This window comes from Sphingomonas sp. M1A8_2b (genome assembly GCF_053345535.1).
Map to the genome: position 1 here is coordinate 375,978 of NZ_JBKFAH010000003.1, position 16,029 is coordinate 392,006.

Annotated in this window: 11 protein-coding genes and 1 pseudogene; 7 read left to right on the top strand and 5 right to left on the bottom strand. The window is 66.0% G+C overall.

What is annotated here, in order from left to right; genetic code table 11:
• Positions 1 to 93: 93 nt before the first annotated feature.
• Both uraH and ACLBWL_RS14165 read right to left on the bottom strand, forming a co-directional pair.
• Positions 94 to 486: a hydroxyisourate hydrolase gene (gene uraH, locus ACLBWL_RS14160; protein ID WP_447794088.1), complete on the bottom strand. Its 393-nt coding sequence runs from the start codon at positions 484 to 486 to the stop codon at positions 94 to 96.
• Positions 483 to 1,718, bottom strand: coding sequence for an amidohydrolase (locus ACLBWL_RS14165; protein WP_447794090.1), 1,236 nt, complete (start codon positions 1,716 to 1,718; stop codon positions 483 to 485). Before ACLBWL_RS14165 ends, uraH begins: the two co-directional genes overlap by 4 nt.
• Before the next feature lie 101 nt (positions 1,719 to 1,819).
• Here ACLBWL_RS14165 and ACLBWL_RS14170 point away from each other — a divergent pair, with 101 nt between their 5' ends.
• Positions 1,820 to 2,674, top strand: a complete 855-nt coding sequence (locus ACLBWL_RS14170; protein ID WP_447794092.1) for a LysR family transcriptional regulator — start codon at positions 1,820 to 1,822, stop codon at positions 2,672 to 2,674.
• Between the two features lie 35 nt (positions 2,675 to 2,709).
• Here ACLBWL_RS14170 and ACLBWL_RS14175 read toward each other — a convergent pair.
• A pseudogene (locus tag ACLBWL_RS14175) lies at positions 2,710 to 3,054 on the bottom strand (chromate transporter); the annotation flags it as partial.
• 201 nt (positions 3,055 to 3,255) lie between these two features.
• Here ACLBWL_RS14175 and ACLBWL_RS14180 point away from each other — a divergent pair.
• The 3 genes from ACLBWL_RS14180 to ACLBWL_RS14190 are packed head-to-tail and all read left to right on the top strand — an operon-like array spanning position 3,256 to position 9,438.
• On the top strand, positions 3,256 to 5,862 hold the full coding sequence (locus ACLBWL_RS14180) for a TonB-dependent receptor (RefSeq protein WP_447794094.1): 2,607 nt from the start codon (positions 3,256 to 3,258) through the stop codon (positions 5,860 to 5,862).
• Positions 5,863 to 5,917: 55 nt separating this feature from the next.
• Positions 5,918 to 7,948 (top strand): hypothetical protein, encoded by a 2,031-nt coding sequence (locus tag ACLBWL_RS14185; protein WP_447794096.1) that lies wholly within the window; start codon positions 5,918 to 5,920, stop codon positions 7,946 to 7,948.
• Between the two features lie 2 nt (positions 7,949 to 7,950).
• Positions 7,951 to 9,438: a tryptophan halogenase family protein gene (locus ACLBWL_RS14190; protein ID WP_447794098.1), complete on the top strand. Its 1,488-nt coding sequence runs from the start codon at positions 7,951 to 7,953 to the stop codon at positions 9,436 to 9,438.
• A 4-nt stretch (positions 9,439 to 9,442) separates the two neighbouring features.
• Here the strand turns inward: ACLBWL_RS14190 and ACLBWL_RS14195 are convergent, their stop codons facing one another.
• Positions 9,443 to 10,081 (bottom strand): DUF6445 family protein, encoded by a 639-nt coding sequence (locus ACLBWL_RS14195; protein ID WP_447794100.1) that lies wholly within the window; start codon positions 10,079 to 10,081, stop codon positions 9,443 to 9,445.
• Between the two features lie 18 nt (positions 10,082 to 10,099).
• On the opposite strand from ACLBWL_RS14195, the gene ACLBWL_RS14200 reads away from it, so the two are divergent.
• Positions 10,100 to 10,342 (top strand): hypothetical protein, encoded by a 243-nt coding sequence (locus ACLBWL_RS14200; protein ID WP_447794102.1) that lies wholly within the window; start codon positions 10,100 to 10,102, stop codon positions 10,340 to 10,342.
• On the opposite strand, the gene ACLBWL_RS14205 is transcribed toward ACLBWL_RS14200, so the two are convergent.
• Positions 10,339 to 11,367 carry a LacI family DNA-binding transcriptional regulator gene (locus tag ACLBWL_RS14205; protein WP_447794104.1) on the bottom strand — a complete coding sequence of 343 codons (1,029 nt, stop codon included), beginning with the start codon at positions 11,365 to 11,367 and terminating at the stop codon, positions 10,339 to 10,341. The genes ACLBWL_RS14200 and ACLBWL_RS14205 overlap by 4 nt on opposite strands.
• Before the next feature lie 217 nt (positions 11,368 to 11,584).
• On the opposite strand from ACLBWL_RS14205, the gene ACLBWL_RS14210 reads away from it, so the two are divergent.
• Both ACLBWL_RS14210 and ACLBWL_RS14215 read left to right on the top strand, forming a co-directional pair.
• Complete coding sequence (locus ACLBWL_RS14210) at positions 11,585 to 14,740, top strand: glycoside hydrolase family 2 TIM barrel-domain containing protein (RefSeq protein WP_447794105.1); 3,156 nt, start codon at positions 11,585 to 11,587, stop codon at positions 14,738 to 14,740.
• Between the two features lie 21 nt (positions 14,741 to 14,761).
• A complete protein-coding gene (locus ACLBWL_RS14215; protein ID WP_447794107.1) occupies positions 14,762 to 15,994 on the top strand; it encodes a glycoside hydrolase family 27 protein in 1,233 nt (410 codons plus the stop codon).
• The last annotated feature ends 35 nt before the right edge of the window (positions 15,995 to 16,029 follow it).

Here is a 16,029-nt window from a genome sequence, read left to right on the forward strand (position 1 = left end):
CGATCGGTGCCAGGAGAGGCTGCGGTCGGGCGTCTGCCTGCCGTCAGCCCTCGATCGCGATCACCATGGCCGCAAGCCTGGAGTTCGCCATGGTCAATTTCCTTGGTACGTCGAATAGCCATAGGGGCTGACGATCACCGGAACATGATAATGGCCAGCGTTGTCGGTAACGCGGAACGTCAGCGTGATCTCCGGAAAGAACGGCGACGCCGCGGCATCCGGGTAGCCGGACATGTCGAACTGCAGCTTGTAAAGACCGGGGTCGAAGCTCTTGGGATCTCCGAAGCTGCGGACTCGACCATCGGCATCGGTCGTCGCGGTGCCGACCTTCTGCCAGGTTCCGTCTGCACTGCGCCTGGAGAGCATGACGGGCACGGCCTTGCCGCCGACGCCCCGGCCGAGATCGAGAACATGGGTCGAGATGTCCGCCGCTGCGGCTGGCGTGGCGGTGACACCGATCAAGAGTGCGAGGGCAAAGGTCTTCATGCGTAGGATCCTGGTTGATGGTCGGAGGAGGAGGAGAGGAGGGTGTCGAGCCGCGACGTCGCTGGCGCAGCGATCACGCCGCGCTGAACCAACCGGCGGTGGCGAGGGGGAGCGGCGACTGCGGCGGCAGCGTTTTCCGCATCGACAATAACGAACGTCGCCTCGTCGCCGGGGGCAGAGCCGTAGTGTTCGCGGCCCAGGACGGCGGCGGCGTCCGTGGTCGCCATCTCGAGCGCGTGCATAAGGTCGGTGTCAGTGAAGAAGCCCGATCGAGACCCGATCATCATCGCGCGGCCGAGCATGTCGGCATCGCCATAGGGCCACCAGGCGTCGCGGATATTGTCGTTGCCGGCGAACACCCGGACACCTGCGTCGCGCAGCAATGCGATAGGTGGGAAAGCCCGGTCGCCGGGGGCATTGGTCATGATCGCGACGCCGGCGTCCGCAAGCAGATCCGCCGTGCGCGACGCCTCATCCCGATCAACGTCGCCCAGCGCATAGGCGTGGCTGACCACGACGTTGCCGTGCATCGCAGCGGCCACCGTCCGTGCGGCGATGCGACGGAGCTGTTCGATACCCTGACGGTCCGGTTCGTGAAGATGGATGTCGATCTTCACGCCGTGCCGCTCGGCGATGCCAAACACGACGTCGAGATGGGCATCGGCGTCGCCGTCAAAGGCAGATGGATCGAGGCCACCGATAACGCCGGCGCCTTCGCGGATCGCGGCGTCGAGGAGATCGGCTGTGCCCGGCGAGGCGAGAATGCCGGCCTGAGGAAACGCGACGATCTCGACATCGACCCGCCCCCGCCACGGTTCGCACGCAGCCATCACGGCATGGAAATTCGCGAGCCCAAGCGAGGCGTCGATATCCACATGGCTGCGCATCGCGATCGTGCCGAAACCGTGTGCTTGGGCCAGCAAGGCATCGGCGCGCTCTGCGACAGGCAGTGCTTCTGCGAGAAGCCGCTTCTCGATGGTCAATCGGTCGGCGAGGCCAGCGGCCGGACGGTGCGAGCGCCAGCCGTCACCGACGAAGCTCTTGTCGAGATGGATATGTCCATCGATGAACGCGGGGAGAACCAGCAAGCCGACTAGATCGGTGACCTCGGCCTCGTCCCCGAGCAGGTCGCGTTCGACGATCCGACCGGCGCGGACCGCCACGTCGCGGATCCTGCCATCCTGGCAAATCGCGTTGCAAAACAGCCTCGACGCCGCAACGGGATCGGTCACTAAGGTCGTCCTTGCCTGGTGGATGCCGAAGATGGCCATCCAATCATGCATTTGCTAACGCTATGTTTGAATGATTATCATTCACGGATGGAATGGTAAGTATGCTCGACCTGAGGTTGCTCCGCACGTTCGTCGCGGTCGTCGACACCGCAAGCTTCACGGTCGCCGCTGATCGGCTGAATTCCACGCAATCGACCGTCAGCCAGCATCTTGGACGCTTGGAAGCCGCGATCGGGCGCCCCCTGATCGACCGGTCCTCGCGACCAATTGCGCCGACACCGTCAGGCGAGCGTCTGCTGGGCTACGCGCGCAGATTGCTTGCGCTGCAGGACGAGGCGCAGGCGCTGCTCGCCGATCCGTCGGGAACAGTCACGGTTCGTGTCGGGGTGCCGGACGACCTCGTCACGTCGGCCATGAGCCGTCGGTTTGCCAAGTTCGCCAAGCGCCACCGCAATATTCGGCTGGATGTGACGACGGGGCTCAGCCGCGACCTGAAGAAGCGCTTCCGGGCCGGGGAGTTCGATATCGCGATCGTCAAGGAGGCGGTGACCGACGGCGATGCCCGCGCCAGCTTTCCCGAACCGCTCGACTGGTTCGAGGCTCAGGGTAGCGAGGCCTGGCCGGATCCCATCCCGCTGGTGACGTTTCCCCCGGGCGGATTGTACCGCGACGTGATGATCGATCGCATCGAACGCGAACGACGCCATTGGTACATCGCGTTTACCGGCAACAGTCTTGCCAGCGTCCTGTCGGCGGTCGAGGCCGGTCTCGGGGTGTCGGTGCTGCCGGTCCGCACGACCAGCGCGTATGCGTTTCGCGCCAGCAGCCTCTTCTCCGCAGAAACACCACTTTCGCTCTCGATCTATGCGTGGGAGGTGGACGGGCCGGTCTGCGAGCTGTTGAACGACATGATCGATGTGACCACTGCTCGATCAGGGGGCATCGGGCCACCGTGATCGTACTGGGTCGTGCGCAAAGCGTTGGCCGCGTCCAGCCAGCTCAGCGCCATGAGCGACAGCAGGCCGGGCATAATGCACAGACCGCCGGCGACGATCCCGCCGCGGGTGCGATGCATCAGCCAGCCGATATAGGTCGCGCGCTGCTGCGCTTCGGGCCCCAGCAGCAGCATGCAGTAGTTGAGGGCGTGCAGGAACCGATGCTCGCCGATCCACCATTTTTCCTCGACCAGCACCTGGTGCATCATCGCGATCTGCCCGGCGGGTCCGCCGAACGATAGCGACGCGATGCGCAGCCAGACCCAGAAGGCGGCGCTGAGCGTCACCGGGGCGGGCCGTTCAAGCGGCACGGAGCCCGCGGATTGCGACGTGGTCGGCATTACACGAGCTCTTTCGATCGGGCAGGGCCATGCGGAGTCCAGATGATCGCCCGATGAGGTTCGGCGGCCAGGGTTTGTTGTTGATTTGCCACACTAAGCGATTGTTTCGCTGTCGAAATAGCAATCGAGAAAAGGATCCAATATGATCCAGGTTAGCGGTAGCCGACCGGAAGATCGACACTGCGTCAGGAGAGGAATGCCATGATCGCTTTTCGTTCGTCCTTCCGCGCCGCGCTGTTTGCCAGTGGCGCGCTGGTCGTCAGCCCGGCGCTGGCGCAACAAGCCGCACCGCCCGCCGATGCCGCCACGCAGACCCCAGGCGAGGCTGCTCCTGCCGCAACCGATCCGGCGAGCCCCGATGACGGCGGGATGCAGGAGATCATCGTCACCGGGAACACGTCGGGCAAGCGCACGCTGTTCGACAGCTCGTCGAACGTGACGCTCGCCGACTCCGCCGACATCGCGCGGAAAGCGCCGCGTTCGACCGCCGAGACGCTCGAGCTGGTACCGGGCGTGTTCGTCGAGGGAACCGCCGGACCGACGTCGAACAATTATTCGGTGCGCGGCCTGCGCGGCGGTGCGCAGACGTTCGTGACGCTCGAAGAAGACGGCATGCCGATCCTGTACGGCGGTGGCGGTGCCGATTTTTATTTCCAGAACGACATCACGATCGCGCGGCTCGAAGCGGTCCAGGGTGGCACGTCGGGCGTGCTCGCCCCCAATGGCGCGGGCGCGACGATCAACTTCATTTCGCTGAAGCCGAGTTACGACAAGGCGACCGCATCGATGCGCTTCACCGGTGCGACGTACGGCGATTTGCGCAGCGACGGGTATTTCTCGGCGCCGATCGCGGATAATCTGGCGTTCAGCGTCGGTGGCTATGTCACCTCGCAAAAGGGCGTGCGGCGGACGCCGTTCACGTTCGAGGGCTATAACGTCAAGGCGATCCTCGAGAAGCGGTTCGACGATGGCGGCACGGTGCGGCTGACCTACAAGCGGATCGACCAGCGCAATCCCTATTATGCCGACATGCCGTTCCAGGTGAGCAGCAGCGGCAACATCAGCAGCGTGCCTGGCCTCGACCTGAAGAAGGACGATGTCGGCGGTCGCTATTTCACGCAGTTCCTCGTGCCGAACAGCCCGAATACCGGTAACGCGATCCGCCCGTTCAGCTCCACGCTCGGCAACCAGGTCAAGGCCAATACCTACCGTATCGACATCGACAAGCCGGTATCGGACGCGGTCAGCCTGTTCGCGCATGTCCGCTATCTGGACGGCAAATATGATTTCAACGGCATCTTCCCGGGGTCTGGGTCTGGCACCGCCGGCCTGACGTCGGCTGCGAACTATCTCAATCCCGCCGTATCGCCCCTTGCCGGACTGACACCGATCCAGGGTGCGACCTTCACCTATTTTCAGGCGGCACAGTTCGCCTTCCCCGGCACCGCGCAATACGGCCTGCGCGATATCCGCACCGGCGCGGTGATCCCGGCGAGCAATACCGCGGCGCTGTCCTCGCTCAACGGCAACGGCCTTCTTCAGCAGACCGTGCTCAATCACCAGACGCTGGCGACCAAGGACTTCGGCAGCGATTTCGGGGCGAAATGGGACTATAAGAGCGGCTCGATCGACAACTCGCTGACCGTCGGCGGGATGTATTACAACGTCCGCCGCAAGAACGATCAGTCGGCCACCGCGACCGTGATCAACGACGTCACCGACGACTCGCACGTCTACGATCTCGTCGCGATCGATGCCGGCGGACAGGTGCTCGGATCGCTCACCAACAACGGCATGGTGAACTACGGCAACTGGGGGCAGGGGATATTCGAGGACGAGGTCAACTCGATCGCCGGCTATTTCAACGACGAACTGCGCATCGGCGAAAACCTCCACATCGATTTCGGTGCGCGGTACGAGCATCAGCGCGTCTCGGTCGACATCGGTAACCAGGCGGCGGTCAACGCAGCGGTCCCTGCGGGTACACCCGGCCTGTACCAGGACGTCGGCGCAACCTTCGACGGGACCTATACGCACCAGTCCGACAGCTTCGACAAGCTCGCCTATACCGGGGGCATCAACTACACGCTGACGCGCAACATCTCGCTGTATGCGCGCGGCGCCTACGGCTTTCAGACCAACGGCGGCGACACCGGCGGCACGCACAAGCCGACCGGATTGACGCTGTATGAGGGAGGAGTGCGCTTCCAGTGGCCTGGCTTCAACGCGTCGGTGATCGGCTTCCGCACGCAGATCAACGACCTGTCCTACCAGATCATCAACCCCGACAATCAGAGTCAGCAGACCAACGCGCTGGCGGACAGCCGTACCAACGGCGTGCAGGTCGACGCCGATATCCGTCCGGTCCGGTTTTTCAGCCTGAACGTGATCGGCGTGTACCAGGATCCCAAGCTGACGAACCTGACGTTCAGTTCGCCGATCACCGGCAGCTATGACGGCAACACGCCCGAGCGCACGCCGAAGAAGCTGCTGACGGTCACGCCGTCGTTCATCCTGCCGAACGGGCTGGGCGAGATCTACGGTCGCTGGAAATATGTCGGCAAGATCTTCGCCGACGCGGGCAACGGGATCGCCCTGCCGGAATATAACGTCTTCTCGGCGGGCATCAGCGTGAACGTGACGCCGATGATCAACCTCAATGCGAGCGTCGACAATCTGACCAACGCGAAGGGCTTTACCGAAGGCAATCCGCGGCAGGGGCAGACGCAGACGATCGTCGACGGGTATTTCTACGGCCGCGCGATCTATGGTCGCAACGCGATCTTCAGCGCGACGATCAAGCTGTGATCGGTCCGACGACCGGGTGCTCGCGCCCGGTCGTCTTCTTGCGTATCGGACGACCATGACCCGCACCCTGTTTCTCGCCGCCGCGATCCTTGCCGCCACCGTGTCCAGCCCCGGCGCAGCGGCTTCCGGCCAGGCTGCGCAACGCGAGGGACTGAACCTCAACAGCTTCACGCAGGACGGTCCCGTGGCGGCCCACGTCGTGCTGCGGTCGGGGAAAAATCCCCGTGTGCTGGTCGCGTTTCCGGCGGGCAACAGTGGCGTCGGCCTGTGGTTCGATCCGGTGCAGGGCTCGGCGGAATGGCGCATGCCGTCTCCGGCGCGTCCGCTGTCGACGACCGATGGCAAGGGACGCGCGCTGCACGGCGTGACCTTCGCGGCGACCATTCGCGCACCACGGTTGAGCGTGAAGCGCGCGCTGCTGACCAGCATCCGCGTGTTGCGCGATTATCAGGCGCTTGGGACAGCACCTGCTGAACTGGACACACCGGTACGGAGCCAGGGCGGTGCGCTGATCTGGGCGCGTGATCGGCTGGATGGCGCGGCGGGGTACCGGCTTTCGGTCCGCGTCGATCATGGGACGTTGAACGGAACGACGCTGATCGCGGCCGCCGACGGCACGATCGGCGTGACGGTGACCGCGCTGACCGGGGAAACGCCGCTGACGCCGTTCGCGCCCGGCAGCCTGCTCGATGCATCAGCGGCGCGCGATCCGCAGGCACGCGCGGCGCTCCAGTTCCTGAGCTATCACGAGAAGTTCCTGGCCGGATCTTGGCGCTTCCTCACCTATTTCGGGCGCGATACGCTGATGTCGGTGCGGTTGCTAATGCCCGCGCTTCAGCCCGCCGCGGTCGAGACGGGGCTGCGCTCGGTTCTCGAACGGCTCGCACCGGACGGCAATGTCGCGCACGAGGAGGATCTGGGCGAGTTCGCGATCCTCGATCATCGCCGCGACGACAAGACCAGTTCGGCAGCTCCCACCTACAATTACAACATGGTCGACAGCCCGTTCCTGCTCGCGCCGGTCGCGCAGGCGTGGCTGCTCGACGACGCCCGGGGACAGGCGCGGGCGAAGGCGTTTCTGAACGAACGGGATGGCCGCACGCAGCTCGGTACTGCGCTGATGACGAATATCCGCTTCGTGATGGCGCAGGCGGCGCCGTTCGCGCGTGATCCGCGGTGGCGCAATCTCGTCGCGCTGAAGCCGGGCATGGACGCGGGCGAATGGCGCGACAGCAACGACGGGCTCGGCGGCGGGCGCTATCCCTATGACATCAATGCGGTCCTCGTTCCCGCTGCGTTGCAGTCGATCGACGCGATGAACCGCGCCGGATTGCTCGCGCCCTATGCGACGCGAGAGGATCGGGCCTTGCTCGCCAAGGTGTCGGCGATGGCGGATATCTGGTCGTCCCGTGCATCCGGGCTGTTCGCGCTGACGGTCGCCCCGACCACCGCGCGCGCGGCGATCACCGATTATGCCGCACGCGTCGGGGTACCGGCCGCCCCGGCGCTTGCTGCGGTCGCAAACCAGCCGCTCCGCTACAATGCGATCGCGCTTGACGGTGCGGGCAAGCCGGTGCCGATCCTGCATTCGGACGAGGGCTTCGCGCTGTTGTTCGGCCACCCCGATGCAAAGGCGCTCGATGTCGCGACGACGACGATCGCGCGGCCGTTCCCGGCTGGCCTGATGACCGGTGTCGGCATGCTGGTCGCCAATCCGGTGTTCGCCGATCGCACGTGGCAGGCGCGCCTGGGTCCGGCGGCGTATCACGGCACCGTGATCTGGTCATGGCAGCAGGCGCTGGTCGCGGCGGGCCTAGCGCGGCAGATCGCGCGGACCGACCTGTCGCCGTCCGTCTGCGCCAGCCTCGTCGCGACGCAGACCAAGTTGTGGGATGCGATCGACGCGGGGCGCAGCGTGCAGAGTTCGGAACTCTGGTCGTGGCGCTACACCGGCGGTGGCTACCGGATCGCGGCGTTCGGCGAGAGCGGCGCCGACGCCGACGAATCGAACGCGGCGCAGCTCTGGAGCACGGTCTATCTCGCGGTGAAGCGACCGGCGTCGACCGCGGGCTGCGGCGCGCGCTGATCATGGCGGAGCCGGTTCGCCGCGTCGTCATTCTGGGAGGCGGGACGGCCGGCTGGATGACCGCGGCCGCGTTATCGAAGGCGTTGGCGCGCAGCGGGACGGAGATTACGCTCGTCGAGTCCGAAGAGATCGGTACCGTCGGCGTTGGCGAGGCGACGATCCCGACGATCCACTGGTTCAACAGCCTGATCGGTCTCGACGAAGCGCAGTTCATGGCGGACACCGGCGCGACCCATAAGCTGGGGATCGAGTTTCGCGGCTGGCAGGGCGATGACAGCGCGTATTTCCACCCGTTCGGGACCTATGGCGCGCCGGGCGACGCGGCGATGATGGCGCACCGGTTGGCGCGGGCCCGACTGGGCGGCGACGCGACTTCGATCGAGGACTATTCGTTGACGACGCAGGCGGCGCGCGCGCGCCGGTTCGCCAAACCCGTCAACGATCCCCGCTCGCTCCTCTCGACGCTCGGCTACGCATTCCATTTCGACGCGGCGCTTTATGCACGACACCTGCGAGGCCTTTCGGAAAGCCGCGGCGTGATCCGCATCGAGGGCAGGGTCGCCCGCGTCGAACGACAGGACAACGGCGACATTCGCGCGCTGGTCACCGAGACCGGCCAGACGGTGCCGGGCGACCTCTTCATCGACTGTTCGGGGTTTCGCGGGCTGCTGATCGAGCAGGAGATGGCGGCGGGGTATGAGGACTGGTCGCACTGGCTGCCGTGCGACGCCGCCTGGGCCGCACCGTCCGCGCCGGAGCTCGATCGCACCCCCTATACGCAGGCGATCGCGCAGGAGGCGGGGTGGCGCTGGCGGATCCCGCTCCAGCACCGCGTCGGCAACGGCTATGTCTTCTCGACGCGGTTCCAGTCGCCCGATACCGCGCGCGATACTCTGGTGAAGGCGATGGACGCCGCGCCGACCGCCGAGCCGCGGCTGATCCGCTTCACGCCGGGACGCCGCCGCAAATCCTGGGTCGGTAACGTCGTCGCGATCGGGCTGGCGAGCGGCTTCATCGAGCCGCTCGAGTCGACGAGCATCCACCTGATCCAGAGCGGCATCGGCAAGCTGTTGGCGCTGTTCCCCCGCCGTACCGGCACCGCGTTGCTCGCCGAGCAGTATAACCGGATCGCGGCGCGCGAGATCGAGGAGGTGCGCGATTTCGTCATCCTCCACTACCACCTGACCCGCGGCCGGTCGGAGCCGCTGTGGCGCCATTGTCAGGCGATGCCGATCCCCGAGACGCTCGCCTACAGGATCGACCAGTTCCGCCATTCGGGTCGCATCATGCTGTCGCCCGACGAACTGTTCCGCGACGCGAGCTGGCTTGCGGTGCTGACCGGACAGGGCGTCCGCGCCCGGGATTACAACCCGTTGCTCGACACGATGAGCGACGCCGACAATGCGGCGCAGCTGGCATCGGTGCGCCGTGCGATCCACGAAACCGCGGCCAAGCTGCCGAAGATCGAAGCGCTTCGACCCGCGGCCTGAACGGTCAGGCGCGGGGGCGTCCGCGCACGAAGAAATTGGCAGTCAGCCGGCCGACCCGCGGGTCTTCGCTAAAGCTCAGGTCATCGGGGATCGTGCCCGAATGCAACAGGCTTCCCTGATACACGATCACGCGATCCGGCACCGCCGCGATCGCACCGATTTGCTCGAACGACGGGTTCGACGTTCCGATATAACCGTCCCAGTCCGCAGCATCCCGCAGCGCGGCGCTGATGAAGGCGGCGCGGTTGGCGTCGGTCACCCGCTCGATCCCGGTCGCGCGCTGGCGGTAGAATGCCGTGCCGCTTCCCGCGGTGCCGCCGATGTAATGCAAGACCGCCAGATACAGCGGATCGGTCGAGTCGAAATGCGGCGCGCGCTGGATCGGCACAAGCGTTTCCGGACGCGCCGTGACCATCGAAAAACTTGCGGTCAGCAGATCGAACCCGTCCACCGCGAAGGTCGCGTTGATCGCCGGGGCAAGCGTGCGCAGAAGAGTCCGGGCATAGTTCGCCGCTGCGGTGTCGACCGATCCGATGACCCGTCTCAAACCCGGATATGCATTGCCACGCGCGGGCGGGAAGGGCGCCATTGCATCCGCAATATCGATGACGCCGGCTTGGTCGCCGAAAGCGGTGTCGATCACGAGCAGTGGGCTGAGGGTATGCCCGAGAGTCTTGACCTGGCGGTGGGTGATGTCGGCCTCCTGACCGTCGCGCTCGACCGGGCATACCGCGCTTTTTCAGTGACCTCTACGCGGATTGATACCGTGAGCCGAGGTCTGGAAACGGATCTGGCGCTCGATGTCGGCCTGTACCCCGAGACCGCCGATCTGAATTTCGACCGCATCGGCGAACACCTCGCGAAGCTGGGCATCGAGGATGCCCCGTCGTCGCGTCTGGCTTAGGCGGGCGCGGGGCCGGTCGACTGCCGCTCGATCAGCGAAAGCGCGATACGGTGGTCGGGCAGACAGGTGATGCTGCGGTCCGCGATCATCCCGATCAGCCGCTCGGTCGCCTCGTGCGCCATCGCCAGTAGCGGGCGGCGAATGGTCGTGAGGGCAGGCGATACCATCGATGCGATGTCGCTGTCGTCGAACCCCGCGATCGACAGGTCGCGAGGCACCACAAGGCCGCGCTCGTGCGCCGCCTTGATGGCCGCTGCGGCCATGATGTCGTTGCACGCGAAGATCGCGGTCGGCGGGTCCGCCTGATCGAGCAGCGCCCCGGCCGCGGCATAGCCGCTCGCGAAGCCGTAATCGCCCTCGCGGACATACCGGGCGGGCAGGGCCATTCCGTGTGCTTCCAGGGCGCCCCGAAAGCCCTGTTCGCGCTCGGTCGCGGAGTGGAAGGCGAGCGGCCCGGTCACGATCGCGATCCGCCTGTGCCCCAGTCCGATGAGATGCTCCGCCAGCACGCCGGCGGCGATCCGTTCCTCGCTGACCAGCGCCCCCGGATAGCCCGGCACGCGGACCGAGGCGATGCCGATCGCGGGCACCCCCCGTTTCGTGAGGGCAAGCGCGATCGACGATGCTTCCGAGATCGGCGGCAGGACGATCAGCCCGTCGATCCGGGAGCGGCGGGCGAAGTCCTCGATATTGCGCGTCAGGTCGGGATCGTCGAATTTTGCCGGGTGGACGACGAGTTCGTATCCTTTTGCCGCGCACACGTCGACGATTCCGCGCTGGAAGACGCCGATGACATGGGCGTTAGGATCGTCCTGGACGACGCCGATCAGCGACGAGCGCCCCGAGGCCAGCGCGCGCGCACGGCTGCTGGGACTGAAGCCCATCTCCTCAATCGTCGCCTGAATTTTCTCGCGCGCGGCGGCGGCTACCTTCGGGGAGTTGTTGAGGACGCGCGACACCGTGCGGATCGATACCCCGGCGGCCTGCGCGACATCGGTGATCGTGATCGATCGATAGTCGCTCATGCCTCGTCGCTCTCCCGTTGATCGGACTCTTCGATCGGCCCCTTCGATCGGCCCCTTCAATCGGCCCCGTCCATCGGGCGCCTATAAGCCAGATCGCGCTGTAAACCATCTGTGCCACCGCTGGCATAAATCATTGACAGTCATCATGCCGCTGGCGAAAGACTCCGCGAAACCGGCGACCGATCGATGCCATCGGAATGCTCAGAGGAGAGGCGCGATGACCGCACGACCGTTTCGAACAACGATTCTGGCCGGTGCGGCGGTCTTCGCGCTGGCGACGATGGCACAGGCGCAATCCGCGGCGAAATCCGACACCGTCCGGCCGGGGTCCACCGAAACGGACCGGTTGATGCTGTCCGGGCATGGCCCCGACGATGCGGTCCTCTGGGACTTCACCATCGACGGCGACCGACGCGCCGGCGAGAAGGCCAGGATTCCCGTCCCCTCCAACTGGCAGCAGCACGGCTTCGGTGCGTACCAGTATGGCGACGAGAATCCCGGCCGGCGGAAGAACCACGGCATCTATCGACGGCATTTCACCGTGCCCGCGACCTGGGCCGATCGCCGTGTCCGCCTGGTTTTCGACGGCGTGATGACCGACACGCGCGTCACCGTGAACGGCGTCCAGGCGGGGCCGGTCCACCAGGGCGGTTTCTACCGGTTCTCGTTCGACGTCACGAAGCTCGTCAAGATCGGTGGCGACAACGTCGTCGAGGTCGATGTCGCCGAGGCGTCGGCCAACGTGGACACCAACAAGGCCGAACGCTTCACCGATTACTGGGTGTTCGGCGGGATCTTCCGTCCGGTGTGGCTCGAGGCGACGCCCGCGCAGGCGATCGAGCACAGCGCGATCGATGGCCGCGCGACCGGCGACCTCACCGTCGACGTGACTCTCGCGGCACCGCGCGAGGTGACCCGCGTCGAAGCGCAGGTGCTGGATCCCGGCGGGCGCCCGGTCGGCATGCCCTTCAGCACGCCGATCCCGCCCGGCGGCGCCGGCCGCGTCCGTCTCGCGACGCGGATCGCCGGACCCAAGCTGTGGACCGCCGAGACGCCCAACCTCTACGGCCTCGCGCTGACGCTGTACCAGGGCGATACGGTCATCCATCGCACGCGGGAACGCTTCGGCTTCCGCACGTTCGAGGTGCGGCCGGGGCAGGGGCTCTATCTCAACGGCCAGCGCATCCTGCTGAAGGGCGTCAACCGGCACAGCTTTCGCCCCGACACCGCGCGTGCGCTGACCCGCAAGGACAATTACGACGACGTCCGCATGATCCAGTCGATGAACATGAACGCGGTCAGGATGTCGCACTACCCGCCCGACGAATCCTTCCTGGAGGCGGCAGACGAACTCGGGCTCTACGTCATCGACGAACTCAGCGGTTGGCAGCACGCGCACGACACCGAGGTCGGGCGCCGGTTGGTCCGCGAGATGATCGAACGCGACGTCAACCGTCCCAGCATCATCTTGTGGGACAATGGCAACGAAGGCGGCTGGAACCGCGAACTGGACGGCGACTTCGCGCTGTACGATCCGCAGGGTCGCAAGGTCATGCACCCTTGGGAATTGCACGACGGCGTCGATACGAAGCATTATCCGCTCTACGCCGACGTCGTCAGACGGCTCGCGACGCCCAACCTGCTGATGCCGACCGAATTCATGCACGGCCTGTTCGACGGCGGGGCCGGGTCGGGGCTCGACGATTATTGGCGGGCGATCGCGGGATCGCCCAAGGGAGCGGGCGGCTTCATCTGGGTATACGCCGACGAAGGCATCGCGCGCACCGACCAGAATGGGCGGATCGACAATTTCGGCACCAATGCGCCCGACGGCATCCTCGGCGCGCGGCACGAGAAGGAACCGAGCTATTACACCGTGCGCGATATCTGGTCGCCGGTGCAGATCGCCGCGCCCAAGCTGGATGCTGCGTTCGACGGGCGCCTGAGCGTCACCAACGGGTATGACTTCACGCCGCTGGATGCGGTGCAGTTCCAGTGGACGCTGATCCGCTTCGCCAGACCGGACGATGCCGCGGTCACCCCGCGCGTCCTGCATCGGGGCGTGGCGACGGCATCGATCCCGCCCCATGCCACGGGCGTGCTGCCGCTGGCCTTGCCGAGCGACTGGCGCGAGGCGGACGCCTTGTCGATCACCGCACGAAACGGGTCCGCCGAACTTTGGACGTGGGTCTGGCCGATCCAGGGCGGCGCCGCTCCGACACCCAGGCTCGCGACGCGCCACGTGGCGGGTATCCCGCAAGCGGTCCGCAACGGCGACACGATCGACCTGTCCGCCGGTGACGTCGTCGCGAGGTTCGATACGAAGACCGGGCTGCTTCGCGATATATCCCGTGGCGGGCAATTGCTGGCGCTCGCCAATGGTCCGCGGCTCGTCGCGATCGGCCCGAAGACGAAGGACGAGCCGGTCTGGACGCCGCTTGTCGGTGACGGCATGCTTTATCGCCCGGCGAAACCGACGATGACGAACCTCGTCGAGGTGAAGCTGCCCGACGGTCGCAGCGATGCCTGGGCTGGCTTCACGCTCGAGACGTCCGCGGATGGCGCGACGTGGAGGACGATCTACGCGGGCGAGCGCGGGACACGCGACCCCGATCGCTTCGCAATGCCGCCAGGGCCCATCGCGGCGATCCGTATCACCAATGTGCACGGATCGAGCGGCAAGCCGTTTTCGGTCGCGTCGGTAAGGCTCGGCTACGAAGCTTCGCGCTTTGCCCGCGCCGCCGCGCCTTCGCTTGCGCTGACGTCGGGCATCGGCCGCGATGCTGCGACAGGGCAGGCGCAGGCCTGGGTCGAGGCGGACGGGGCGGGTGGTCTCGACCGCGCGCGCTGGACGCTCGCGGCGGACGGTTCGCTCGCGCTCGACTATCGCTACACGCTGGCAGGGCGCGTCCTCTATCACGACGTCGGCTTCGATCATCCGCTCGCCGACGTAACGCACGTGCGCGGGTTGCTCGACGGACCGACACCCGTCTGGCAGAACCGCCTGCGCGGGACGACGCTCGGCGTCCATGATATCGCCGTTCGCAACGACCCGACGCTGCCGACGCCCGACCGTGCCGGCTATTTTTCGGGATTGCGCTGGGCGCGCTTCGACACGCCAACTGGCGCATGGGCGGTGTCCAGTGCGACGCCCGCGTTTCTGCGCGTCGGCATGCGGCGCGACGACTTTCCAAACACGACGGTGGATTTCCCCGCAGGCGACATTTCCGTCCTGAATGCGATTCCCGCGATGGGCTCGAAGTTCATCAGCCCCGAGGATTCGGGACCAAGCGGCGAACCTGCGGTGGCTAGCGGCAGCTATTCGGGGCGATTGACCTTCTCGTTCGCCGCCGCGAACCGTACCCGCCATTAGCCGCACACCCAGGACATCATCATGATCAAAACCCTCAATCATACGGCCATCCTTCTGGGTCTGCTCGCGTCGGCGAGCGGCGCCGCGGCGCAGGACCAGCTCGTCGATCCCAATACCGTGCGCCCGTCGCGCGAGGCCGGCCGCACCGCGAACGGGCTCGCCATGACGCCGCCGATGGGCTGGAACAGCTGGAACAGATATGGCTGCAAGATCACCGAGCAGACCATTCGCGACGCCACCGACGCGATCGTGAACAGCGGCATGAAGGCGGCGGGCTATCAGTATGTCGTCATCGACGATTGCTGGCACGGTGAGCGGACCGCCGATGGCGTCATCACCGCGGACCCGGCCAAATTCCCGTCGGGGATCAAGGCGCTCGCCGACTATGTCCATGCGAAGGGGCTGAAGTTCGGCATTTATTCCGACGCCGGACGCAAGACCTGCGGTGGCCGTCCCGGCAGCCAGGGCCACGAATATCAGGACGCGATCACCTATGCGCGGTGGGGCGTGGACTATCTGAAATACGACTGGTGCTCGACCGGCGTCCGCAACGCCGAGGAGGCCTATGCGCTGATGGCGGACGCGCTCCGATCGACCGGTCGGGCCATCGTCCTCTCGATGTGCGAATGGGGCAACAACCGCCCGTGGGAATGGGGCGCGAAGATCGGCAATCTGTGGCGGACGACGGGGGATATCCGCGACGCCTGGAAGGGGCCGGTGACCTATTCGCTCGGCATGATGGATATCGTCGACAAGAACGAGCCGCTCTATCCCTATGCCGGCCCCGGCCATTGGAACGATCCCGACATGCTGGAAGTCGGCAATGGCGGGATGACCGACGTGGAATATCGGACCCATTTCAGTCTGTGGGCGATGATGGCCGCACCCCTGATCGCGGGGAACGACGTTGCTGCGATGACGGCCGATACGCGGTCTATTCTGCTCAACAAGGCCGTCATCGCGGTCGATCAGGATGCGCTCGGCGCGCAGGGACGGCGGGTTAGGGACGACGGCGACAGCGAAGTCTGGGCGCGTCCGCTGGCGAACGGCGATCGGGCCGTGGCGCTCGTGAACCGGGGCGAAGCGCCGGCCCGCATTTCGGTCGCGTGGCCGGAGATCGGCTATCCTGCACGTCTGGCGATGCGGATCGACGATCTGTGGACGGGCGCGACCACGGCGTCAGTCAAGGGCAGCTTTTCGGCGGTGGTCCAGCCGCACGGCGTCACGATGGTGCGGATGGCGCCCCGCTCGTGAACGCCTTCTGGAGCGCCCTCAGGTTTGCCGCGGGC

Bases quoted from the DNA above. Each gene is read 5' to 3' on its own strand.
- ACLBWL_RS14215 (WP_447794107.1), top strand. From the start codon at position 14,762: ATGATCAAAACCCTCAATCATACGGCCATCCTTCTGGGTCTGCTCGCG.
- ACLBWL_RS14190 (WP_447794098.1), top strand. From the start codon at position 7,951: ATGGCGGAGCCGGTTCGCCGCGTCGTCATTCTGGGAGGCGGGACGGCC.
- ACLBWL_RS14200 (WP_447794102.1), top strand. From the start codon at position 10,100: ATGCCCGAGAGTCTTGACCTGGCGGTGGGTGATGTCGGCCTCCTGACC.
- uraH (WP_447794088.1), bottom strand. From the start codon at position 486: ATGAAGACCTTTGCCCTCGCACTCTTGATCGGTGTCACCGCCACGCCA.
- ACLBWL_RS14170 (WP_447794092.1), top strand. From the start codon at position 1,820: ATGCTCGACCTGAGGTTGCTCCGCACGTTCGTCGCGGTCGTCGACACC.
- ACLBWL_RS14210 (WP_447794105.1), top strand. From the start codon at position 11,585: ATGACCGCACGACCGTTTCGAACAACGATTCTGGCCGGTGCGGCGGTC.
- ACLBWL_RS14180 (WP_447794094.1), top strand. From the start codon at position 3,256: ATGATCGCTTTTCGTTCGTCCTTCCGCGCCGCGCTGTTTGCCAGTGGC.
- ACLBWL_RS14185 (WP_447794096.1), top strand. From the start codon at position 5,918: ATGACCCGCACCCTGTTTCTCGCCGCCGCGATCCTTGCCGCCACCGTG.
- ACLBWL_RS14205 (WP_447794104.1), bottom strand. From the start codon at position 11,367: ATGAGCGACTATCGATCGATCACGATCACCGATGTCGCGCAGGCCGCC.